This is a genomic window from Sphingobacterium sp. SRCM116780 (assembly GCF_021442025.1).
Taxonomy (GTDB): Bacteria; Bacteroidota; Bacteroidia; order Sphingobacteriales; family Sphingobacteriaceae; genus Sphingobacterium.
The window spans coordinates 4094699-4119804 of record NZ_CP090446.1; the positions used below are offsets into that span (position 1 = coordinate 4094699).

General features: G+C 36.4%; 15 protein-coding genes and 3 tRNA genes. All 18 read left to right on the top strand.

Features of this window, described 5'->3' with window-relative positions:
• Window positions 1-760: 760 nt before the first annotated feature.
• The 18 genes from LZQ00_RS17695 to LZQ00_RS17780 all read left to right on the top strand — a co-directional run bounded on the left by LZQ00_RS17695 (window position 761) and on the right by LZQ00_RS17780 (window position 25096).
• Window positions 761-3922: a SusC/RagA family TonB-linked outer membrane protein gene (locus tag LZQ00_RS17695; protein ID WP_234510582.1), complete on the top strand. Its 3162-nt coding sequence runs from the start codon at window positions 761-763 to the stop codon at window positions 3920-3922.
• A gap of 12 nt (window positions 3923-3934) precedes the next feature.
• Window positions 3935-5707, top strand: coding sequence for a SusD/RagB family nutrient-binding outer membrane lipoprotein (locus tag LZQ00_RS17700; protein ID WP_234510583.1), 1773 nt, complete (start codon window positions 3935-3937; stop codon window positions 5705-5707).
• 64 nt (window positions 5708-5771) lie between these two features.
• Window positions 5772-6422: an N-acetylmuramoyl-L-alanine amidase gene (locus LZQ00_RS17705; protein WP_234510584.1), complete on the top strand. Its 651-nt coding sequence runs from the start codon at window positions 5772-5774 to the stop codon at window positions 6420-6422.
• A 473-nt stretch (window positions 6423-6895) separates the two neighbouring features.
• Entirely contained in the window at window positions 6896-8110 is a 1215-nt protein-coding gene (locus LZQ00_RS17710; protein WP_234510585.1) for an exo-beta-N-acetylmuramidase NamZ domain-containing protein, read from the top strand.
• Between the two features lie 52 nt (window positions 8111-8162).
• Window positions 8163-11621: a SusC/RagA family TonB-linked outer membrane protein gene (locus LZQ00_RS17715; protein WP_234510586.1), complete on the top strand. Its 3459-nt coding sequence runs from the start codon at window positions 8163-8165 to the stop codon at window positions 11619-11621.
• A gap of 11 nt (window positions 11622-11632) precedes the next feature.
• Window positions 11633-13492, top strand: coding sequence for a RagB/SusD family nutrient uptake outer membrane protein (locus tag LZQ00_RS17720; RefSeq protein WP_234510587.1), 1860 nt, complete (start codon window positions 11633-11635; stop codon window positions 13490-13492).
• 183 nt (window positions 13493-13675) lie between these two features.
• Window positions 13676-15532, top strand: a complete 1857-nt coding sequence (locus LZQ00_RS17725) for a PQQ-binding-like beta-propeller repeat protein (RefSeq protein WP_234510588.1) — start codon at window positions 13676-13678, stop codon at window positions 15530-15532.
• A gap of 19 nt (window positions 15533-15551) precedes the next feature.
• Entirely contained in the window at window positions 15552-17378 is a 1827-nt protein-coding gene (locus LZQ00_RS17730; RefSeq protein ID WP_234510589.1) for a glycoside hydrolase family 9 protein, read from the top strand.
• Between the two features lie 2 nt (window positions 17379-17380).
• Window positions 17381-18076, top strand: coding sequence for a polysaccharide deacetylase family protein (locus LZQ00_RS17735; protein ID WP_234510590.1), 696 nt, complete (start codon window positions 17381-17383; stop codon window positions 18074-18076).
• Between the two features lie 24 nt (window positions 18077-18100).
• Entirely contained in the window at window positions 18101-18913 is an 813-nt protein-coding gene (gene murQ / locus LZQ00_RS17740; protein WP_234510591.1) for an N-acetylmuramic acid 6-phosphate etherase, read from the top strand.
• Window positions 18914-18941: 28 nt separating this feature from the next.
• Complete coding sequence (locus LZQ00_RS17745) at window positions 18942-20432, top strand: sodium:solute symporter (protein ID WP_234510592.1); 1491 nt, start codon at window positions 18942-18944, stop codon at window positions 20430-20432.
• A 69-nt stretch (window positions 20433-20501) separates the two neighbouring features.
• Complete coding sequence (locus LZQ00_RS17750) at window positions 20502-21317, top strand: purine-nucleoside phosphorylase (RefSeq protein ID WP_234510593.1); 816 nt, start codon at window positions 20502-20504, stop codon at window positions 21315-21317.
• A gap of 27 nt (window positions 21318-21344) precedes the next feature.
• Complete coding sequence (locus tag LZQ00_RS17755) at window positions 21345-23333, top strand: putative porin (RefSeq protein WP_234510594.1); 1989 nt, start codon at window positions 21345-21347, stop codon at window positions 23331-23333.
• Window positions 23334-23477: 144 nt separating this feature from the next.
• Window positions 23478-23555, top strand: a tRNA-Val gene (locus LZQ00_RS17760).
• 55 nt (window positions 23556-23610) lie between these two features.
• Window positions 23611-23688: transfer RNA gene (locus LZQ00_RS17765), tRNA-Val, on the top strand.
• Window positions 23689-23715: 27 nt separating this feature from the next.
• Window positions 23716-23790 (top strand) — tRNA-Val (locus LZQ00_RS17770).
• Between the two features lie 45 nt (window positions 23791-23835).
• Window positions 23836-24081 (top strand): GIY-YIG nuclease family protein, encoded by a 246-nt coding sequence (locus LZQ00_RS17775; protein ID WP_234514829.1) that lies wholly within the window; start codon window positions 23836-23838, stop codon window positions 24079-24081.
• Between the two features lie 541 nt (window positions 24082-24622).
• Window positions 24623-25096: a DinB family protein gene (locus tag LZQ00_RS17780; protein WP_262910917.1), complete on the top strand. Its 474-nt coding sequence runs from the start codon at window positions 24623-24625 to the stop codon at window positions 25094-25096.
• Window positions 25097-25106: the final 10 nt, after the last annotated feature.

Below are 25106 nucleotides of genomic sequence, written 5' to 3' on the forward strand. Positions count from 1 at the left end.
CCTTAAAACAACATTACTCGTTTGAACCATCTCGAAACTCATGGGATTGTCGGTAAAAAAACTTTAGTAAAATGTGCCATTGCTATCGTATATCAGATGATTTTAGACGATTCTTTTTCCTTTTCTGTCCACACTTTCATAGACTAAGCCTTTCTTTTTTGATTAGGATTCTCTGGATATTAAATAGTAAAACAATTCATATATAAAACGTAGCTCATAGGTACTTCAACCGTACCTTATTCGTTTTTGTTCGAACGAGGTACGAACAAGGTACGAATGAGATACGAACCAGCTCCCTACTAGTTTACCAGTTAAATTCTTGTTTTATCCTATTTCCGCTTAATTAAATTCCTGAAAAAATACGCCATAGATCTGTAGAAAGCTGTTGAGGTTGATTTAACAATTTGTTCTGAAAAATAGTTGAATTTGAAATAGGGTTACGTTAGGAAATGGATTGCCGCTACGGTTTAAGTTTAACGAATCAGGATCATGTGAAATGGATAAAAAACAGAGGAGATAATTGAGGATTGCGAAGGTCTTGTTACAAGCTTATTTGCTGAATCGTGCGTTTTTATATGATAAAGCAATCGGTTTTGCGGAATAAAAAGCGTTATTTCATGTGCTTTCTAGTCAATTATAAAAATAATTACGCATAATCTTGCAAAGCTTAGAACCTTTTTATAGTATTGTAGTGTAATTGCATAAACCTTCGGATGAGAAAAATCCGATATGATCAATTATTACAATCTAAATTACTATCATGAACAAAAAATTACTCTTATTCTGTTCGGGAGTGATGTTATCTACCAGTTTGTGGGCGCAAACGAAAACAATTTCGGGAAAAGTCACCAATGCATCAGATGGAACATCAATGTCGAATGTTACTGTTAGCATTAAAGGAAAAACAGTAAAGACACAAACCAATCCAGATGGAAGTTTTACCATTAAAGCCGAACCAGGTGATACTTTAATCTTTAGTGCTATTGGAGCAAAAGAATCACAACAAACAGTTGGTTCGGGTTCAACGATCAATATTTCTCTTGCTGGTCGTGAAGAAGCATTACAAGAAGTTGTCGTAACGGCAATGGGTATCAAGAAGGAGAAAAAAGCGTTGGGATATGCTGTCCAAGATATTAAAGCGGATGAGTTGATGAAGAATAAAACGGCCAATGTTGTCAACTCATTAGCAGGTAAAATAGCGGGTGTTAATGTAACGCAATCTTCGGGTGCTGCAGGTGCAGGAGCGCAAATTATTTTAAGGGGAGGTACTTCATTAGAACGAGATAATCAACCGCTATTTGTCGTAGATGGTGTTATTTATGATAACTCTACTGTAATAGGGGGAAATAGTAGTTTTGATGGTGCTCAGGCGACGTCATCTTCCAATAGCAATCGTGTGATGGATATTAATCCTGAAGATATTGATAACGTTTCCGTTTTAAAGGGGCCAGCAGCAGCAGCATTATATGGTTCCAGAGCTGCGGCAGGTGCAATAATCATCACAACTAAAAAAGGACAAGATGGTCGGACAGAAATTGGGTTCTCCAGTCGCGTTTCTAATAATTGGGTGAATAGACTGCCAGAGCAACAAGGCAAATATAAACGAGGGTATTACAATAGTGCAGGTGCACTTGATACCTATACCACACAATCTTGGGGAGAAAAATTTGGAGCAGATGATGTAATCTATGATAATACAAAAGATTTCTTTCAAAACTCAACTATATTTGATAACTCCGTAAATTTATCAGGTGGAAATAAAAATGGTTCGTTTTACTTATCAGGTTCTCGCTTTGATCAAAAAGGGATCATTCCAAACACAAGTTTCAATAAAACGACATTTAGATTTAACGGAGATCAAAAGTTTGGAAAATTAACAGTAGGGGCTAATGTTGGCTATTCCTTAGCGAATACAGATAAAACGTTGACTTCTGCTGGATTATATGGATCAGGCGGAACAGGTGCTTTGGAATCATTATATGGATGGTCTCGAAGCGACGATATGAAGAAATACCTCAACGATGATGGTACAAAATATCGGATGTTTGAAGGACTACAGCCCTTAGAAGAAGATATTGAAAATCCTTACTGGACAATTAATCGAAATATTCTTGGCGATAATACCGAACGTATTACGGGAAGTATCAATGCAAATCTACCAATTTATGATTGGTGGAATGTTTCCTACCGTGTAGGTATGGATAGTTACTTAACTAAAAATTCGACAACTTTAGCAGAAGGGGGAGCTGTAAAAAAAATATGGCAAGATGGAATGATGTCAGAGAGTGATTTTAAATATAATTACTGGTCATCTAACTTGATGTCTGATTTTCATAAAAAAGTAGGAGATTTTGATTTGGGTGCTTTAGTTGGATTCTTCTCAGAGCAAACGAAAACCACGAATAACCAACGAATGGGATACCATTTTGAGGTAGATAATTTTTATAGTTTTGAAAATATTGCTGCATCCAATAAACAGTTTAGAGTTAACAATGCTACAAAACGACTATTTGGTTTATATGGCGAATTGAGAGCTTCCTATAAAAACATGCTGTTTTTAAATGTTACGGGAAGAAATGATTGGACTTCTACTTTGCCAGTTGAAAACAGATCTTATTTCTATCCATCTGTTGGTGGTAGCTTTGTGTTTACAGAACTATTGAAAGATGCAGGATTAGATTGGTTGAGTTTTGGAAAATTGCGTGCTTCTTGGGCTAGAGTAGGTAAGGATGCAAACCCATACGTGACCAATACGTATCTATGGAGACCTATTGAGTACTTGGGAGGTATCGTTGGAGTGGGAAACAATTGGCAAAAAGGTAATCCTTTGTTGAAACCTGAAACGACAGGTTCATTTGAAGTAGGTGCAGAACTACGATTCTTTGGAGGAAGATTAGGAGTCGATTATGCTTATTACACGAATAATTCTTACAACCAGATTCTTTCTCCACGATTAGGTCAATCGACGGGATATATCTTTGTGTCTGTAAATGGAGGTGATATCTACAATAAAGGTATGGAACTGTCATTAACTGGAAAGCCTATTGCAAAGCAAGATTTTGTATGGGAGTCAACCTTGAACATGTCTAAGAATAAAGGAACTGTAGATAATTTATTGGCTGGAGTTAATATTCTTTACGTAACTGATGTTCAGGTAGGAAACGCGAAAGCGGCGTCTTTCAATGGCGGAAACTTTATGGGTATATCGGGATCTAAATGGACACGTACGTCAGATGGTAAAGTAGTTTTAGATGCCAATACAGGAATGCCGACGAGTGATAATCAAACAACTTATCATATTGGTAACCGTGAACCGAAACTGACCGGCGGATTCAATAATAGTTTTACATATAAAAACTTCAATCTATCATTCTTGTTGGATTTTCGTATTGGTGGAGATATTTACAATGGAACAGATTATGCCATGACGATCAATGGTATGAGTAAACGTTCAGAAAACAGAGATGAATTAGTTTTGACTGGAGCAGTTCGCAACGGGGGTACAGAACAAGCTCCTATTTATGACGATAAAACCTTTACCTTTTTAGCAGATCAATTTTATGATATTAAAGGCGTACAGACAAGTGGAAGAAAAATCATTCAAGATTACTGGAGTGATTATTATGCCAGAGAAAGTGCAAACTTTATGACTAACACAAATTGGTTGCGATTACGGAATGTTTCCATGTCTTATAATTTTTCAAACGGAGTGCTTAAAAATGCAGGAATCTCGAAGGTTGTAAAAGGCTTAACTGCGACTGTAACAGGAACAAATCTATGGTTGTTGACAAATTATAAAGGAATGGATCCTGAAACCTCAGCTGCTGGTTCCGGTGTTACGGGTTCAAGTTCTGTAGGTATTGACTTTAACGGTGTGCCTAATACAGCAGGAGTCATGTTTGGTTTAAACTTTAAATTTTAAGATAGAAAAGTCATGAATAAATATAAAAAAATAGTTTCACTACTACTGGTTTTGACTTTGTTTTCATCTTGTAGTAAAAATTGGTTAGATATCAATGTGGATCCGAATACACCTTCTAGTACTGTTGCTTCTGTACAGAGTAGGTTGGCATGGATCCAACATTATTATTTATATGCGCAAGGAACTGCTGGTACAAGAGCTGGATTTGTTACGCAACAATTAACATTTGTGAATAGTACAGCACAGCAAAGTATGGCAGCAGGATGGAACCCAATTGCGGGTATGTCCACGACACCTTATCAATTCTTTTTTGTTGGAGCGGGTTCCAATTTCAAAGATTTGGAAGAAAAAGCCACTGCGGAAAATGCCTATCATTATTTAGGAGCTTTGAAAGCGATTAAAGCAATGGGATTTATGTTGATGACGGATTGGTATGGCGAAATGCCTTATACTGAAGCGTTGGGAGAAATTAATACCCCTAAGTTTGATGATGGAAAAACCATTTATGAAGGGTGTCTCGCTGATATCGATAAGGCAATAGAGTATTTTAATAAAACGCAACCGAATACAGCTACCGCATTATCTGAAGGAGATAGCTGGAACGGAGGAGATGTTAATAAATGGTTGAAATTGTGCTATGGACTGAAAGCAAGATGGTTAAATAATTTATCTAAAAAATCTAGTCTATACAAACCTGATGATGTTTTAGCTGCATTAGCAAAAGCTCCTTTAGCAGTGGGTGAAAGTACTGTAGTTTCACATGTGGATGATCCTTCCGATAATATTGGAGATATTTTATTCGCTGATCCCGTAAAAACAGCTATTGTTTTTGATAATGCAGGTATGAACACCAACACACTTGTTACCAAATGGTATGAAGATTTGTTAATCAACTTTGATAATAAAGGGGTTGAAGATCCACGAGCGGATAAACTGCTTCCCTGGGCAGAATATGGCTATCCAAAGAAATTTGTTCGTTCCAAAGGTGTGGATATGCAGTCAAATATCCGCATGAATTCAGGGCCTATTACGCCTTCCTATAATGCAGAGAACACGGCTATTCAAAGTAATGGGCGTACCGTAGCTCCTCATTCTTGGTACGTAAATACAGCAAATAACGCTCGCTGGGGAGATACTGTATATGTATCTGTGAAGAGTAGCTCAAAAGGATACGATACCGATGTCTCGGATACCTATAAATGGAAAGATGGGGTAGTCGCTGCGTCCGGTACATTTTATTCACGTCCAGATGCACCGACACATTTATTGGGGTATCCTGAAATGTGCTTTATCAAAGCAGAAGTTTTATTTAATAAAGGAGATAAAGCAGGTGCATTTAGCGCATACGCAGCAGGTATTAAAGGTCATATTGATTTGATGAATATCAAATTGAATACTTATGGAAATGAAAACGTAAGTAAATCTCCTATGGCGCAGAATAAGATTGATGATTTTCTTACTAAGGGTATCGGAACAGCAGCAGATCTCACGTTAGCAAAGATCATGACACAAAAGTTCATCGCATTATCATTCTCGCAGCAAAACTGGAATGATATGAGAAGATATGATTTTAGCAATTTGGTTTATCCGGGATGGAAAGTCCCCTACGAATATACTGCTACTGCTGCGGCTCAAACGAAAATACCACAAGGTAAGCAATTCAGGAGAGTACGTCAGGTTTCTCATGAAATTAATTATAATGCCGATAACTTGAAAGCTTCACACCCAAGTGCACTAAATGATGATATTTGGTCGTATCCAGTTTGGTGGGATATTAAAGAATGATTTATATTTGAAAGCCGCTATGTGCGGCTTTCTTCTTCATATTAAAATAAATAGACATATTCATATGAAATATCTTTTGAAATTCATTTTTGCTATATTTCCAATTTGGATTTATGCCCAAACACCGAAAATCATTCAAAAACCAATCACTTGGAATGCGGAACGAGAGCAATTGTCACTCGATTATTTGAAAAATCGACATGGTGTTATACAGGAAAAAGCTGTTATAAAGCCAACGATGATAGTGGTACATTGGACAGCAAACAATAGTGTAAAGGCTACCTTTGCTACTTTTAATCCTGTTCGATTACCAGGTAGGCCTGAGCTCACAAAAGCCAGTCCCTTGAATGTTTCTTCCCAATATGTTATTGATCGGGATGGCACCATTTACCAATTTCTTCCTGATACGGTGTTTGCAAGACATACAATTGGTTTAAATTATTGTGCAATCGGTATTGAGAATATAGGGGGAGACAAGTTCCCACTCACTACAGCACAATTGGATGCCAACGAAGCACTTATTCGTCAGTTAAAAAAGAAATACCCAATTGAATTTGTTTTAGGTCATCATGAGTATACAGCTTTTCGCAAAACAAAATATTGGAAAGAAACAGATCCCAACTACATCACCAGTAAATCAGATCCTGGAAATGACTTTATGGTAAAATTGAGAAAAAGATTGACAGATTTACACTTGTCTGCTATAGCGAAATAATAAAAAAATGATTTGTTTTTAAAGGAGCCCAGTCAGGCTCCTTTTTTTTGTTTTTTTAATCGGGTTTTTACAATTAACGAGTTTTTATGGATGTATAAATATTATAGGAAATCTATTTTATTTTGTTCTTTATCACAATGATATATGCCGTTTTGTGCTTAGTTGTTTTATTGTAACAATAATGTTTCATTTGTGTGTTTTTTATACACTATGTTTCATTTTTGTAAAAATTTTATGTATATATATTGTATTATTTTTCAGCTATTTATATATTTTTTAACACTTTTTAAGTTAAATACAGTTAAAAAATAGTTAAGATGATTTTTTTGAAATAAAAGTGAGTACTCACCTTGTTTTGCGTTTTTGTGAGTGATTTAATAAAAAAAACGAAAACATCTACTTACTTTTATCTCAAGTTATTTATTATTTATAATAGGTGAAAACTTCATTATCATCAATTTTTTAAATTAATTATGAAAAAGCTATTTGCATTTCTTGCATTTACGAGTATTCTTTCATTCATTTCATGTGCTAGCAAATCAGCTATTATTGGTAATACCTCTAAGAATCAACCCGCTCATGTCCTTACTGGAGCGGATCAATTATCGCGCTATTTACCAAAATTGAACGGTAAGAAGGTCGGTATAATGGGTAATCAAACTTCCATCGTAGGCGCATCTAAAGAGCATTTAGTTGACGTATTGTTGCGTGAAAAAGTAGATTTGAAATTTGCCTTTGCTCCTGAGCATGGCTTTCGCGGCGATGTAGAACGAGGGGAGAAATTTGCTAATGATGTAGATTCAAAAACGGGTCTTCCACTATATACGTTATATGGGGGCAATGAAAAGCAAGATTCCATTGTCAATTCAATTGATGTGATGATTTTTGATTTGCAAGATGTTGGCGCTCGCTTTTACACATACATCACCTCCTTACATCGGGTAATGGAGTTGTGTGCAAAATATAATAAAAAATTAATCGTGTTGGATCGTCCTAATCCAAATGGAGATCAAGTTGATGGTCCTGTTCGTAAAGACGATAAATTCAAATCTGCTGTTTCTTGGCATAAAATAGCTATGGTGCATGGTTTGACAATTGGTGAATTAGCGAAAATGATTAATGGGGAAAAATGGTTAGCGGATGGAAAACAATGTGATGTAACGATCGTGCCTGTTCAAGGATATAATCATAAGATGATGTATGATCTACCTGTTATTCCTTCTCCTAGCTTACCCAACCAACTTTCTGTTCGTTTGTATTTATCACTTTGTCTTTTTGAAGGAACGGATATTTCTGTGGGACGTGGAACAGACTGGCCATTTCAAATCATTGGTTATACAAATCCTGTATATGGATCATTCACATTCACTCCTGGAGATCGTCATGGGATGTCTAAACATGTTGAAGGTAAAGGAGCTATTAATTACGGTGTAGACTTGCGAAATATCGTTCCGGCTACCCATAAATTTACGTTAAGTTACTTATTGGATTTCTATAATAAGACACCAGATAAATCAACGTTTTTTGCTAGACCAGAATTTTTTGATAAGCTGGCAGGGACTGATCAGCTAAGAAAACAGATCATGGCAGGTGAAACAGAAGATCAAATCAGAGCTTCTTGGGCAGATGATTTAAAGGAATATAAACAGATGCGTAAAAAGTATTTATTATACCCTGATTTTGAATAAAGACAAATTAAACATTAATATAAAAATCATTTATTTTTTAACTCGATAATCAATGAGAAAATTTATACTATTTTCTATTGCTTTTGGATTGGGTATTCCTTCTGAATCATTTTCCTTTGTGAAAAAGGAAGGAATTTTAAATAATCCTCAAGTAACACAATCGCTTTTAGCCTCCTCTAAAACTGCACTTCAGAATGCAGTTAAGGGTGTTGTGACAGGTCCTGAGGGCCCTATGGCTGAGGTAAGCGTAACCGTTGTAGGAGCGACTACTTCCACAAAGACTGATTCGAAAGGACAATTTACAATTAATGCCGCAGTTGGTAGTAAACTGAGATTCACATCTGTTGGGTATACGACAAAGGATGTTGTCGTAGTCTCGAATACAATGAATGTAAGCCTAGAATCAAGCAATGAATCTTTGGATGAGGTTGTTGTTGTTGGTTATGGTACACAAAAGAAAGGGAATTTAACGGGAGCTGTATCTTCAATTTCTGTTAAAGACAATTTGCAAGGAAGAGCTATTGCTGATGTGGGGCGTGGTATCCAAGGAACAACGCCAGGTTTAACTGTGGTTGTACCGAGTGGTGAAGTTGGTTCTGATCCTGTGATGAAAATCCGTGGTCAGATGGGATCTATCACAGGTGGATCAAGTCCATTGATCTTATTGGATAATGTGGAGATTCCAAGCATTCAATTGGTTAATCCTGCAGATGTGGAATCGATCTCTGTATTGAAAGATGCAGCAGCGGCTTCTATTTATGGTTCTAAAGCGGCTTTTGGTGTTGTATTGATTACAACCAAAAAAGGTGCGCAGGGAGGTGAAAAATTTAATATCAATTATTCGAATAACTTCTCTTTTCAAAATTCGGCTGTAGACTATAATATGGGGGATGTAAATGCCTTAAAATATTCATTGGAAGCTGCTGAACGTGTAGGGGAATCAGAAACGGGTGCTTTTTATAAAATCAACAGAGAAAGTTATCAAAGAGCATTGGATTGGAAACAAAAATATGGAAATTCAATTGGGGCAGATGATCCTACCGTATATGGACGCGATTGGTATGTTAATCCTGCTGAGCCCACCAAAAAATATGGGGTGAGAACCTATAATCCAGAAGATTATATGATCCGTAAAACAGCTCCAACTTCTCAGCACGATTTAAGTATCAATGGAACATCGGGTAAAACGAATTACACGTTAAGCATGGGGTTATTGAATCAGTCTGGTATGATGAAACCTACCGACCACGATAAATTCAGTAGAGCAAATGCAGCATTGCGTTTATCATCAGAGATTAACAAATACCTAACCGTTCGTGGTGGTGCCATGGTTTCCAGAAGGAAGAAAGAATATCCATATACAACAAACTCAACAACTGCAGATCCATGGTTATATCTTTACCGTTGGAGTTCCTTATATCCTATGGGACTGGATGAAAACGGCCACAAGATTCGCAGCCCATGGAGTGAAATTTCCTCGGCAAATACAGCGAGTTTCCAAAATAATTATATTAACCTGAACTTAGGTGCGACCGTTAATATCATGAAAAACTGGAAGGTCGATTTTGACTATACATTCTCTAATCAAGAAGAAATTACGACTCAGCCAGGTACGCGTTTTACTGCCGCAGATTCTTGGGTTGCTGGTGTTCCTCGTAAAAACACAGGAGGTAATCTGGTATATGTAAATGCTGACGGTCAAGTTGTAGATGCAGGTGCTGCAGGTGCTATGCCTGCTTACGACCTTAATTATTATACTTATACAGCTAATGGAGCGAATCCCGATCATTACTTAAGGGCTTCAGGAGCTCGTCGGAATAATACAATTAATGCATTCACGACGTATAATTTAAATGTCAGTGATGACCATGAATTCAAGTTTATTGCGGGTATCAATCGCGTGACATTGGATTATAATATGAACTCTTCGCAGACATTTAATTTGCTAGATATTGAAAATCCACAATTAGGTTTTGGTGTGAATACCGCAGCTCAACAGGCTAAAGGAGACGCGTCATGGGAAGCACAATTAGGTTATTTTGGTCGTGTTAATTATGCTTACAAAAACAAATATTTGGCGGAAGCAAATATCCGTTATGATGGTGCTTCGAAGTTTCCTACAGACTTAAAATGGCAATGGTTTCCATCCTTCTCAGCAGGTTGGGTAGCATCTGAAGAAAGTTTTATGGAATGGGCTAAGCCTGCGTTGAATCAATTGAAGTTTAGAGGTTCTTGGGGTTCCATCGGAGATCAGACGGTTCCTCCAAGTTTATATACTTCCACAATGATTGGTGGAGATTTGGCTTGGTTAGGTAGTGATGGAAGTCGCCTGTACAGCATTGGAGCACCGTCTGCCGTTCGTGATGAATTGAAATGGCAAAAAATTGAAACGACCGATTTTGGAGTGGATATGCGGATGTTCAAGAATAAATTTGGAATCGTGTTCGATTGGTACAGAAGAGATACCAAAAATATGATTGTTCCAAGTGGGGATGTCAGTGCAACATTTGGTGCCCCTGCTCCACAAGGTAATTTTGGTGCATTGCGTACACAAGGTTATGAATTAGCGTTGGATTTCAATCATCGATTTGAGAATGGATTAGGTGTAAATTTAAGAGGAACATTCTCGGATGCAACGACAACGATCTTAAAATATACAGATACCAGAGTGTTAAGCAATTTCTATAATGGAAAAAAAGTAGGAGAGATCTGGGGGTATCGTACTGATAGGCTATACCAAGCAGGAGATTTTGAATATGGAGCTGACGGTAAATTGGTGACAACAACTGTCGAGGGTAAGGTGATGAATAAACTGAGCGATCCGAATGCTGCATACAATACATTCCCGACAAATAGTAACTTTAGATTTGGTCCTGGTGATGTTAAATTTGCTGACTTGAATGGTGATGGACAGATTAATTCAGGTGCAGGTACAGTTGATGATCATGGTGATTTAGAGCTTATTGGTAATGAAACGCCTCGTTATGAATATGGATTCCGTTTAGGATTAGACTATAAAGGAGTTGATTTTTCAGCATTCTTCCAGGGTGTAGGAAAACGTCAAATATGGGGAAATGGTTTCTTAACGATCCCTGGGTATAATGCTTCAGATGGTGCAATGCCATCCGCTATTGCAGATAATTTCTGGTCAGCTGATAATTTGGAAGCTTTCTATCCACGGGCGTACAATAATGCAGCAAGTAATGATGCTAACAATATGGTGAAACAATCACGTTATTTATTGGATATGTCCTATTTGCGTGTTAAAAATATCACATTGGGGTATACATTACCAGCTTCATTCGTGAATAAAGCTTTTATTAAGTCTGCCAGAGTATATACATCACTTGAAAACTTCTTTACATTTGATCATTTGAATGGATTGCCTGTAGATCCAGAAGCAATTAATGGTTTCTCTATCTTTAATGATACAAACTATAATTCAGGTAGAACAGGTGTTGGTACACCTATGTTTAAATCCGTTTCTTTTGGTGTTCAAGTTAATTTTTAAAATTTACGACAATGAAATTTACAAAAAAAATAGTATTTCTGGCTTTAGGGGCTGCTCTGGTGCTATCATCGTGTAATAAAGATGTGCTAGATCGCAATCAACTAACAAGTCTAGAAGATGAAAAAGGTTGGGGGAATGAATTAGCCCTGCGCTTATATGCAAATGGATTTTATCCGAATTACTTTACAGGTTATAATACTGGTTTTGCAACTGCATTTGCGCCAGTAACAGGATATAATTTTTCCGATGACTTAACAAAAAAGAATATCCAGGATAACTTTGAAAATTCTGTTCCCACTTCACGGAAAAATCAATACTCAAGCACAATTGCATTGATGGAAACACCTGATATGTTAAGACAATATTCGGGGCCTACCTGGAGTTTTACTTATGTACGGAGAGCCAATATTTTTATTGATCGAATAGAAAATAAGACAAAACCAAATATTAATGATGAAACTTATCGTCATTGGACAGCTGTGGCTCGATTCTTCAGAGGTTTTGAATATAGTCGTTTAGTAGAAGTGTTTGGAGATGTTCCTTACTTTGATAAGGAGCTGAAAGATACCGATGTTGAATTGATGTATAAAGATCGCGATAGCCGTGCTGTTGTGATGGATCATGTATACGATGATTTTCAGTATGTTTTGGATAATATGCGTGCCAATGATGGTAAACAGTATCTGAATAAATATGTTGCGGCATCTTTTATTTCGCGTTTGATGCTGTTTGAAGGATCATATCTGTACTACCATAATTTGGACAAAGATCGCGCAAAGAAATATTTGGAAATGGCTCAAAAGGCAGCGGAAGTTGTGATGAATTCGGGTAGTTATAGCTTTACAAGTGATTTCAAAAGTTTATTTGCTTCAGAAGATTTAAGTAGCAATAAGGAGGTTATTTTATATAGAGCCTATGACAGTGGTAAAAGTGCTACCCACAGTGTAGGTTCATATAGTAATGGTACAGAAGGACAGGGAAATGCGGCGAACCTAATGTTGGTGAAATCATTTATCTGTAATGATGGACAACCTTTTCAAAGCTCATCTGTAGCAAATGCAAATAGTTTTAGTCTTAAAGATTTAGCGTTAACTCGTGATCCACGATTTGAAGCTACATTTTATGAAAAACCGTTAACGTCGTCTTCTACCTTGTTTTATGCATTTAAGTTTGCATCTCGCGAAGCACTGTCTTATTTAGGAAAAACATATCCAGCGGCTTGGTCATCCAATACCAATACTTCTGATGCTCCTGTCATTCGTTTAGCTGAGGTGGTGTTAAACTGGATTGAGGCAAAACAAATTTTAGTGGAAGGTTTTGGTGCTGCGGCCGTAACACAAGGCGATGTGGATAAATCGATCAATGCCATCCGTAATCGTCCATTGGATGCCGTTGCTACTGCTAAGGGCGTGAAGAAAACAGCTCCTTTGATGCTGGGGGCTATTGCGAATGATCCTGCTAGAGATGCTGATGTTTCGGCGTTAATGTGGGAAATCCGTCGTGAGCGTAGAATGGAATTTGTGTTTGAAGGGTTGAGATTGTTGGATATCAAGCGCTGGAAGAAATTGAATTACATGGATTTTAGCAAGAATAATGATTACTTCTTGGGCCCATGGATTAATGCTGCACAAGATATACCTGCATTATTGAATGCAAGTAAGAAAAATTTGTTGAAAGTTGTAGATGCTAATGGTAATACCATAACTTATGATGGTACAAATGGCGATCAGATCGTAGGTTTCTACCGCGTAGAAGATGTTCAAAATCGTGAACCTTTTACCGATCGTTCTTATATGTCTCCTGTTGGACTAGAGCAGGTGAATGAATATAGTGCAAAAGGATATAAGCTAAGTCAAACAAAAGGTTGGTAATCAAATCAATGACCTAATTAATTAAATAAAACGAGCCATCTATTTAGGTGGCTCGTTTTTGTATAGACGAGTTAGGTGCATTGATTTTAATTTGCTTGTTTGCTTTTAAAATATATATAAAATTGCACAAACATGCATTATTTATATTTTTTTCAAGTATATTTACGATACGATTTAATTCCTATGATGATAAAAAGAACCTACTTGATTATTATTGCGCTGATTTTTGCTTTTAGCATTTCAAAAGGGCAATCTTTCAAATTTGCACATGTGACAGATACACATGTTGGTAGTGGTACTGGAGCAGACGATTTACGACGAACGGTTAAGGATCTCAACACATTACAAGGTATTGATTTTGTTATTTTATCGGGTGATATCACAGAATTTGGTGCGGATCATGAGTTAAAATTGGCAAAACAGATATTGGATAGCCTGCAATTACCTTGGTATGTCATTCCAGGTAATCATGATGGTAATTGGTCTGAAAATGGGGCAAATACGTTTCGTCGTGTTTTTGGAGGGGAAACGTTCTTTTTTAAACATAAAGGATTCATGTTTCTGGGGACAAACTCAGGACCTAATATGCGCATGAGTCCAGGACAAATCCCTAGAGAAAATTTAGTGTGGATGGATTCTATATTTAATGCCAATCCAGATAAAAATACCCCTTTAATCTATATCAATCATTATCCTCAGGACTCTTCTTTAAATAATTGGTTTGAAGCGTTGGATCGTGTGAAAACAAGAAATGTGCAATTGGCATTGTGTGGACATGGTCATACAAATAAAATGTACAATTGGGAAGGCATTCCTGGTGTAATGGGAAGATCTAATTTGCGTGCTAATAAAGAGTTTGGGGGCTATAATATTGTAACAATAGATTCGGATAAAGCAACCTATCAAGAAAGACTAGCAAATGGGACAAACTTAAACCCTTGGGCTGTTATACCGTTGAAAAATCATCATTTTGAATCGGACAAAGGAAGCTATCCTAGACCTAATTATGCTGTCAATAAAAAATATGCAAACCTTGTTTCGGAAACTTGGGCATTTCAAGATGCTAGTGATATTGGAGCAGGAATGGCTCTTTATCGCGATTTAGTTATTACCGCAAATACTTCAGGAGATATTTTTGCTTTAGATAGTAAGACGGGTAAGAAGAAGTGGTCATTCAAAACAGGGGGTAAAGTTTATTCAACCCCAGCAGTGAGTAATGGTATCGTTGTGGCTGGTTCTTCGGATCATTATATTTATGGTCTAAATGCAGAAAATGGTGCATTAAAATGGAAAATTGCCACGGAGAAAGCCGTACTTGGTTCTCCTTTAATTCATAACAATACTGTTTATATCGGTGGATCTGATGGTGTTTTTAGAGCTTTAAATGTGACTACTGGACAGCAAAAGTGGGATTTTAAAAATGTGAAAGGTTATGTGTCTACTTTGCCAACGTTTTATAAGGGTCTGATCATTTTTGGATCATGGGGTAATGGATTTTATGCATTAAATGCCAAAACGGGCGCCTTAGTATGGGAATGGAATAATGGACAATCGAATCGCATGTTTTCTGCAGCAGCTTGTTACCCAGTTGCGGTAAATAATAGAGTTTTTGTTGTTGCTCCAGATCGTTTCATGACAGCTTTAGATGCTAAAGATGGACGGGTTATTTGGCGAGAAAAAAGAGATACGATTCGAGTGCGAGAATCTATGGGTTTATCTTTAGATCATAAATATGTTTATGTGAAAACAATGGATGGTGATTTGTTGGGAGTTTCAGCACGAGAGAATCATATGGAAATCTCCTGGAAATCTACATTGAAACTTCCTTATGAATTAACGCCTTCGGCTATCAGCACAAATGGTAAGGTTGTTTTTGTGCCAAGTCATTCAGGGCTCTTATCAGCTGTAGATGCTAAATCTGGCCGTTTATTATGGCAGTATAAAATTTCAAATGGGATGATTAACCCGCTGTTAGTTGTCGGAAAAAATGGATTAATCTGTAGTACAATGGATGGGAAAATAGTTAAGTTGAAATTTTAGATTATAAATAATCTTAATTATGAAATTAAATAACCAAAACTTATTACATTTATATCTAACTTTTTTGCTTGTTTTTGCATGTTTTGTTTTTAGCTTTGCGAAAGCGCAGGAGCAAGCATGGATTCGAGTAAACCAGCTAGGATATACACCTGCAGGAATAAAAGTAGCGGTATTTGGTTCGAAAGAAAAGGGAAAGTACGAAAGTTTTGACTTGATTGATGCAAAAACTCAGAAGCGTGTATATTCAAACAAGATAGGGAAAGATTATGGTGCTTATGGGCCATTTATTCAAAGCTATAGGTTTGATTTTTCTGTTTATCGTGATACAGGTTCTTATTATTTAGTGGTTGGAGATGTAAAATCTCCTGTTTTTAAGATTGGAAAAGACGTTTATAAAGGAGCTGCGGATTTTGCACTTCGTTATATGCGTCAGCAAAGGACGCTCTTTAATCCGTATTTGAAAGATAGTTGTCATACGCATGATGGGTTTACGATGCATGCTGGTCGAGTAGGAATTGCTGACAGTACACATATTGACGCTGGTGGTGGTTGGCATGATGCTTCAGATTATTTGCAATATTCGACTACATCCGCAAATGCGACTTATCATTTGCTGGCTGCTTATCGTGATTTTCCAAAGGTATTTGCTGATCAAAAACAAGCAAATGGCTTGGATGGAAAGAATGGTCGGGCAGATGTGTTGGATGAGGCTAAATGGGGACTAGATTGGTTGTTGAAGATGCATCCAGCTCCTAACCTGCTATTTAATCAGATTGCGGATGATCGTGATCATACGAATATGAGAATGCCAGGAGAGGATCCTTTCTATGGAAGAGGATTTGAAAGACCCGTTTATTTTATTGATGGTGAACCACAACAACGTGGTAAATTCATGAATAATACGACAGGCACAAGTTCTACGGCAGCAAAATTTTCGAGTGCCTTTCATTTAGGTAGTTCTTTGTTTCAAAATAAGGATAAAAAATATGCGAAAACGTTAGCTAAAAAAGCAAAAACTGCTTACGATTTTGCTTTAATAAAGCCAGGTGTAACACAAACAGTATCTGTGAAATCACCTTATATTTATGCAGAGGATAATTGGGTGGATGATATGGAACTAGCAGGTGCTATGTTTTATGAAACGAGTAAGAACAATAAGTTTTTAAAACATGCCTTCGAATATGCTCGCCAAGAAAAGATTACACCTTGGATGATCACAGATACTGCTGCACATTATCAGTGGTATCCGTTCATTAATCTTGGTCACTACGAATTAGGGAAACAATTAAAAGGCAATGATCGCGAGGAGATTGTCTCATATTATAAATCGGGAATAGAAGAGGTTTTTACTCGAGCAAAAGAAAATGCATTTTATAGAGGTGTTCCTTTTATTTGGTGCAGCAACAATTTGACTGTTTCTTTTGCTATACAATGTTTATGGTATAAAGAGTTGACAGATGATGCTCAATTTGATGAATTAGCACAAGCAAATATAGATTGGTTATTTGGTACCAATCCTTGGGGAACAAGTATGGTATATGGTTTGCCTGCGTGGGGAGATACTCCAGTAAATCCACATTCTGCTTTTACTCATTTAAAGAATTTTCCGATAGATGGGGGATTGGTTGATGGGCCGATTATGACTTCTACATATAGAAATTTGATTGGTATCAAGTTAGTCAATGAAGATCCATATCAAGCTTTCCAGAGTAATCTGGTTGTTTATCATGATGATTACGGTGATTATAGTACGAATGAACCGACAATGGATGGGACTGCTTCGCTGATTTATCTGCTGGCTTCTCAGGAGCAAAAGGCACTGGAGGAGCCTCAAGGAAAAAAGTAGTTGTGGATGCTTATGGTGCGGTAGTTAGAGGCGATCGTTCGCTAAAACAAATAGCGCTTGTTTTCACTGGACATGATTTAGCAGAGGGGGGATTGAAAGTTCTCAAAACATTAAAAAATAAATCTGTAAAAGGGTCATTTTTTTTGACGGGAGATTTCTTAAGAGAACCAAAATTTCGTCCCCTAGTAATCGAAATAAAAAGAAATAATCATTATATTTCTGCTCATTCAGATAAACATTTGCTAGTGAGTGATTGGGGAGATCGAGCTGGTTTATTAGTGACAAAAGATTCGTTTGTACATGATTTGGAAGCGAATTTTAGGGAATTGGAAAAACTAGGTTTTCGAGTAAATGACAATAAATATTATATACCTTCATACGAATGGTATAACAAAGATATTGTCGCATGGAGTAAAGAGATGGGGTATATTCCTGTTAATTATACGCCAGGTTTGCGTACAGCTGCCGATTACACATATCCAGAAATGGGCAAAAAATATCTTTCATCAGCAGATATCGAAAAAGGAATTTGGAAAGAAAATGAAAAGGCAGATGGTTTAAATGGATTCATCATCCTAGTACATATGGGTACTGATGCGCGTAGGAAGGATAAATTTTATGATCATTTGGGTAAAATGATAGATCAATTAAAAACAGAAGGATATCAATTTGTTGATATTCGAACGTTGTTACAATAGAATTAAGGATAATTACACTATAGAATGATAAATACAACCGAAAAAGAATCGAATTACCAAGATTTAGAAAAAATGACTGTTTTGGAGTTGTTAACCAATATTAATAACGAAGATAGAACAGTTCCGATTGCTGTGGAGAAAGCTATTCCTCAAATAGAGGTACTTGTAAATGAATGTGTAGCTAAAATGAAAAATGGAGGTCGTGTTTTTTATATTGGTGCTGGTACTAGTGGACGATTAGGGATTTTGGATGCTTCAGAATGTCCTCCAACATACGGTGTTCCATTTGACTGGATTATCGGCCTAATTGCTGGGGGTGATGTAGCGATTCGAAAAGCGGTAGAATTCGCAGAAGATGATATGGAACAGGCGTGGAAAGATTTATCAGAGTATAGCATCAATGCGAAAGATGTTATTATTGGCATTGCGGCTTCGGGTACGACTCCATATGTCGTTGGTGGTCTAAAGGCGGCAAATGCTGCAGGGTTAGCAACAGGTTGTATTGTGTGTAATGGAGGCTCAGTGATTGCTGCGGAAGCTCAATTTCCAATAGAAGTAATTGTAGGGCCAGAGTTTGTTACTGGTTCTACACGTATGAAAGCAGGTACAGCTCAGAAATTAGTGTTAAACATGTTGAGTACCTCTATCATGATTCAATTAGGTCGTGTGAAAGGAAATAAAATGGTGGACATGCAATTGTCCAACCATAAGTTGGTGGCACGTGGTGTTCGTATTATTATGGATGAAACGAATGCAACAGAAGCAGAGGCAACAGATTTATTGGAGAAATTTGGTAATGTTCGCCAAGCTATTGAAACTTACCAAGAAACACATTAAACACATAACCTAATTATAAAACAAACTTATGTCACCAATAATTTTATTATCTTTTTTAATCATCTACTTTGCTGTTTTGCTTGCTGTAGCACATTTTACATCAAAGGGGTCTTCAGACAATTCGACTTTCTTTGTTGCTAATCGCAATTCAAAATGGTATATGGTTGCCTTTGGTATGATCGGTACGGCACTGTCTGGTGTAACCTTTATTTCTGTACCTGGTGCTGTTGGTGCTTCTGAGTTCAGTTACTTTCAATTCGTATTGGGTAATGCAGTAGGTTTTATAATTATCGCCTATGTTTTGCTTCCCCTGTATTATCGGATGAATCTAACTTCTATTTACACGTATTTAGAAGAACGATTTGGACATACGACGTATAAAACAGGAGCAGCAATTTTTCTAGTTTCAAGAACGATTGGATCCGCTTTTCGTTTATACTTGGTTGCCATCGTATTGCAACACTTTATCTTTGATGCTTGGAATGTGCCTTTTGTTGTTACTGTTGTGATCTGTCTGATTTTAATTTGGTTATATACAAATAAAGGTGGACTTAAGACAATTATTGTTACGGATACCTTACAAACAACGTTCTTAATTACTGCGGTTATTTTGTCAATTTTCTTTATGGCAAAAGGACTTGGTTTTGGAATTGTGGACACTTTTGAAGCGGTAAAAGAAAGTAGTTATTCTAAAATTTTCTTCTGGGACGATTTCGTGGGTAGTAAAGCGAATTTTTGGAAACAATTTTTAGGAGGTATTTTCGTAACAATTGCGATGACTGGTCTAGATCAAGATCTTATGCAAAAGAATCTTTCTATGGGTACAATCAAAGAGGCTCAAAAGAATATGATTACGTTCACCAGTGTATTTGTGGTGATCAATATCTTCTTTTTGGCCGTTGGAGCTCTTTTATATATCTATGCTGCAAAAAATGGAATCGATGTATCAAAACTTGCAACGCGCGATTATTTGTATCCTGAAATTGCTTTAAATCATCTGACGCTTGTTCCTGCCATTATTTTCATGATGGGATTGACAGCAGCTACATTTGCGACTACTGATTCCGCTTTGACTGCTTTAACGACTTCTTATTGTATAGATTTCTTAAATTTCAATAAAAAGGAGAATCCAAATGATCCAATACTGGTAAAGAAACGTAACTATGTACACTTTGGATTTTCAATCGTCATGCTATTGGTGATTTTAGTGTTCAAATTGATTAATAATGATTCGGTTGTCAATGCGATTTTTACTGCTGCTAGTTATACATACGGACCTTTATTAGGCTTATTTGTCTTCGGCATATTAACGAAATACGCTGTTAAAGATAAATGGGTGCCATTTATCTGTGTGATCTCGCCAGTTATTTTGTATGTCTTGAAGACTTACGTTATCGAAGTTTATACACCTTATGTAATAGGACTAGATTTAATTATTATCAATGGCCTCATTACCTTTTTATTATTGTTCATTACTTCTCCAGGAAAGGCTTCTACAAGAGAACTTTCGCATAATTAAAAAAAGTTAAGTGATTTGTACGTGCAAAAAAATTAAGTTAAGTTTGATTAAATTAGTTTTTTTGTACGTATGTATCAATTGATAGAAGAAACCACAGGATTTATCCGCAAGAAAATAGGCGATTTTGAGCCTGAATTTGGAATTATATTAGGCACTGGCTTAGGTAAATTGGTGGATGAGATTGACGTTGCATATTCGCTTATGTATTCCAACATTCCTAACTTTCCTATCTCTACAGTCGAATTTCACTCTGGTAAACTAATATTTGGAACGCTCAATGGTCGCAAAGTAGTAGCCATGCAAGGTAGACTTCATTATTATGAAGGATATGATATGCAGGAAATTACATTTCCTATCCGTATAATGAAAGTCTTGGGCATTAAAAAGCTTTTTGTTTCGAATGCTTCAGGTTCCTTGAATCCAGATATATTGAAAGGGGATTTAGGTATTATTGAAGATCATATCAATTTATTACCTGATAATCCTTTAAGAGGATCAAATTTAGCAGAATTTGGTCCAAGGTTTCCTGATATGAGCCAGCCTTATAATCGCGAACTCATTCGTCAGGGTTTGGCTATTGCTACAGATAAAGGAATTCGTGCCCATAAGGTAGTATATGTATCTGCAACAGGACCAAATTTGGAAACTAGAGCAGAGTATCGTTACATGCGACTGATTGGTGGTGATATTGTGGGTATGAGTACTGTCCCAGAAGTTATTGTGGCGAATCACATGAATTTACCCGTGTTTGCTATCTCTGTGATTACTGATGAAGGATTTCATGACGATTTAAAACCCGTCTCTTTACAAGAGATCATCGATGTTGCCGCAAAAGCTGAACCTAAAATGACGTTAATTTTGAAAGAATTGATAGCTTTGCAATAATTTTAAACAATGCTAGTTCAAATATAAATGAAGGTATTTCTGCGCTTTTTAGCGATTTTTTGTTGTATTCTTGGTCTCATAAATCAAGTTCAGGCCCAAAGTAATGATGAATGGAGTAGTGCTTTAGATTCGGCTAGAGCAAAAGAAGACTCAAAACAGGATTCAGTTATTTTGTCAGCCAAATATATTCGATATACAACATTGGATATGATGAAAAAGGGGACTTACACAACTCAAATCGATACATCACACCAAAATCTTCAATATTATAATAAGCAGAATTTACCCTGGAACCCTAGTATTAATTTAGGTTCTTATGGTTTAGCTACTCGAGATTTATTGTTTCAACCGAGTAAATCTATTGGTTTTCAGAGTGGTTTTCATAGCTTAGAACGGACATTATATCGTCCGGATTCCATACAATATTTTAGAGCTAGAGCTCGATTTTCTGAACTTTATGCTGTTGGATTTTTCTTTGATGACCAAGTATTTCGAACACGATTAGCTCAAAACATAAATCCAAGACTCAATATTGGAGGCGAGTTTCATGCAACAAAAGCTGACGGATATTATACCAATCAAAAATATTCGGATATAAAATCGGCTTTGTTTGCCTGGTATGAATCCAAGAATCATCGTTATAACTTATTGACTAATCTTGTTTTTAATAAATTAGATGCAACTGAAAATGGTTCTGTAGTCGCTAACGATATCTTTAAGGACTCTTTGAATCAATCTTCTGATCGATATATCGTACGTTTAAATGGAACAGGGGCAAATAGACCTCGAAATCAATGGCGAGATAATTCTTTTTTCATTCGTCAGTCCCTATTTATGGGACGTCTGGATACCGTTGATGCGGGCAAACCTACTATGCAGATTTATCCAACAAATAGTATTGCACACAATACTTCTTTCCGTGTTCAGAAATACAACTTTTTTAAGAATGAGACCGATGGAAATGGTGCATTTCCTTATGGTGGATCAATGTTAAGTACAGATACTACCAAAATTACTTCAATTTCGAATGAATTTGAATATAACTTTTATTTGAGAGGGAAGTCAATTTTTAAGAACGAAGCAAGGTTGAATTTAGCCTTCCAACATGATATGTATTGGTATACCGATAGCGGCATCAACAATCGATTTTATCAAAATGGAACATTAAAAGGTGAACTAGGATATAAGTTCTCCGATCGGGTGAATGTTACTGCTAATGTAAACCAAATTGTTTTAGGACATAATTTTGGAGATTACTTATATGAAGCCAAAGCTGATTTATTACTGAGTTCGAATGTTGGAAAAATAACACTTTCGGCTTATTCTCAAAATAAATCTCCAGAGATGGTATTTAACCGCTTGAATTATACTTACCATCAATGGGATCGTGATTTTGAAAAAAGTAAAACCCAAAATCTAGCTTTTCAATATAGCAATCCGAAAATTGGTTTTAAGGGTAAGGTTGAATACTTTTTGATGGACAACTATCTTTATTTTAAAGAAATTGATAATCCTACAAATGATGCACGCTTTTCTAAATTAATAGAGCCCGCCCAGTTATCTTCAGCTAATCTGTTGAAGGTATCGGTAGGTCAAAAGTTTAAGTTTAGAAAATTTACGCTGGATAATTTAGTTGTTTATCAAAAAACAGATCAACAGGATATTTTAGCTATTCCAGAGATTTATACTTGGCATAGTTTATACTATAATGATATGCTTTATAAAGTGGTTGATTTCAATATTGGTATTGATGCCAAATTTAACACACCATTTAATACCCCTTCATATTCGATAAATTCAGGCCAGTTTTATAATAATAATGTAGGTCTTGAATTTTCAACGTATCCGATTATCGATGTCTGGACAACAGCAAATATACAACGTGTAACACTATTCTTGAGTTGTAATTTTGTAAATCAATATTTAGGTATGCCAAAGGGATATTATACTGTTCGTCGTTATCCGATGAATGATGCCAATATTAGATTTGGAGTTTCCTGGAAATTCTATGACTAAAATAATTAAAATTATTTACGTGGATTCTAGTGAATTGCGGTTTTAGCGGTAAAAAACTTTTGAAATAATTTTGAGAGTCGAAATTTTGAACTATATTTGCACACGCAATTAGGGAAAGATATTTCAGGTATCTGGAACTAAGAAGGAGGCTTAGCTCAGCTGGTTCAGAGCATCTGCCTTACAAGCAGAGGGTCACTGGTTCGAACCCAGTAGCCTCCACCAAACAAATATCGAAAGTGCTCGTTGGCACAAAAGATTGTTCTGTTAAATGTAAAAAGGAGAATTAGCTCAGCTGGTTCAGAGCATCTGCCTTACAAGCAGAGGGTCACTGGTTCGAACCCAGTATTCTCCACCAAACAGAAGTGTTTCAAAAATACTTAAAGGAGGCTTAGCTCAGCTGGTTCAGAGCATCTGCCTTACAAGCAGAGGGTCACTGGTTCGAACCCAGTAGCCTCCACAAAAAAGCATCGATTTATCGATGCTTTTTCATTTTAGACCAATTATGTATTTCGTTTATATCTTGTATTCCGTTCTTTGCGGTCGTTATTATATTGGTATAACTTCTGATTTAACTGAGCGGTTACGTCGTCATAATGTAGCACATAAGAAAGGCTTTACAGGCCGATCGCAGGATTGGGTTGTTGTATACCGAGAAGAATATATTTCAAAATCAGAAGCTCTGGCTAGAGAAAAAATTCTTAAATCTTGGAAAAGCCGAATAAAGATTGAGGCACTGATCAATGGCTAAATAATAGCTGGTTCAGAGCATTCCGATACATCGGAAGTGGTCACTGGTTCGAACCCAGTAGCCTCCACAAACCCTTTTTTACAGTCTGTAAAGAGGATTTGTATTTTTTAGCTGAAAATTTTATCGATCTTAATAGTAGTATAAAGGCTGTTTTATGATTCGAGCCCATTTAGTTTTTTCTTCTAATAAATCCGTTCAATTGCTGATTAAATAATTTACGGATGGTCATAAGAGAATAATGTTATATAAGAGATTCTAGTTGAAACTTTATTATTAAAACGAATCCAAAAGTACATGTCACAAAACGATCGTTTTTTTGACAGAGGACGAAACATCTAGGTCTTCACATTAGTAGTACTATAGAACAGGTATGCCTTTAAACAGCCTTGCTTGGCTTTGTGAAGCGTATCATAAACAATCAGTCAATATAATTTTTGCACATGGATTCTTAAAAGGAGGTAAAGTTTGAACTTTAATGCGAAAAGCTTACTTTAGAGAATATTATGACTTCTTCCGTTATTAAGAACTTAAACCAATTTAAATGATTAATGTACGTTTCGAATGCGAAATTTTAAGAGCTAGCAGGACTAGGTTATTGCAATTAATGGAAACGAGTAATTACGAAATATTATTTAAAATTCCAGAGGGTTTCAACAATAATATAATTTGGCAAATTGGTCATTGTATTACTTCTCAACAGAGACATATGTATATGCGTAGCGGATTACCAATGTATATATCTAAAGAATTCATGGAGTCCTTTAAAATTGGATCGTCTCCAGGTTCTTGGAAAATCACTCCAGATGTTAATGAGGTGAAACATTTATTGATTGACACAGTTAATCACCTTGAATCAGATCTGGAATCCGGATTATTTGTCAACTATGACCCCTTTGAGTTACCCATAGGATTTCAAGTGAAAAATCATGTTCAGGCACTACAAGCCGCGAACTATCACGAAGCGGAACACAGTGGGAAGATTTTTACGTATTTGAAGCTGTTACTCAAAGAATGAAGTACATCAG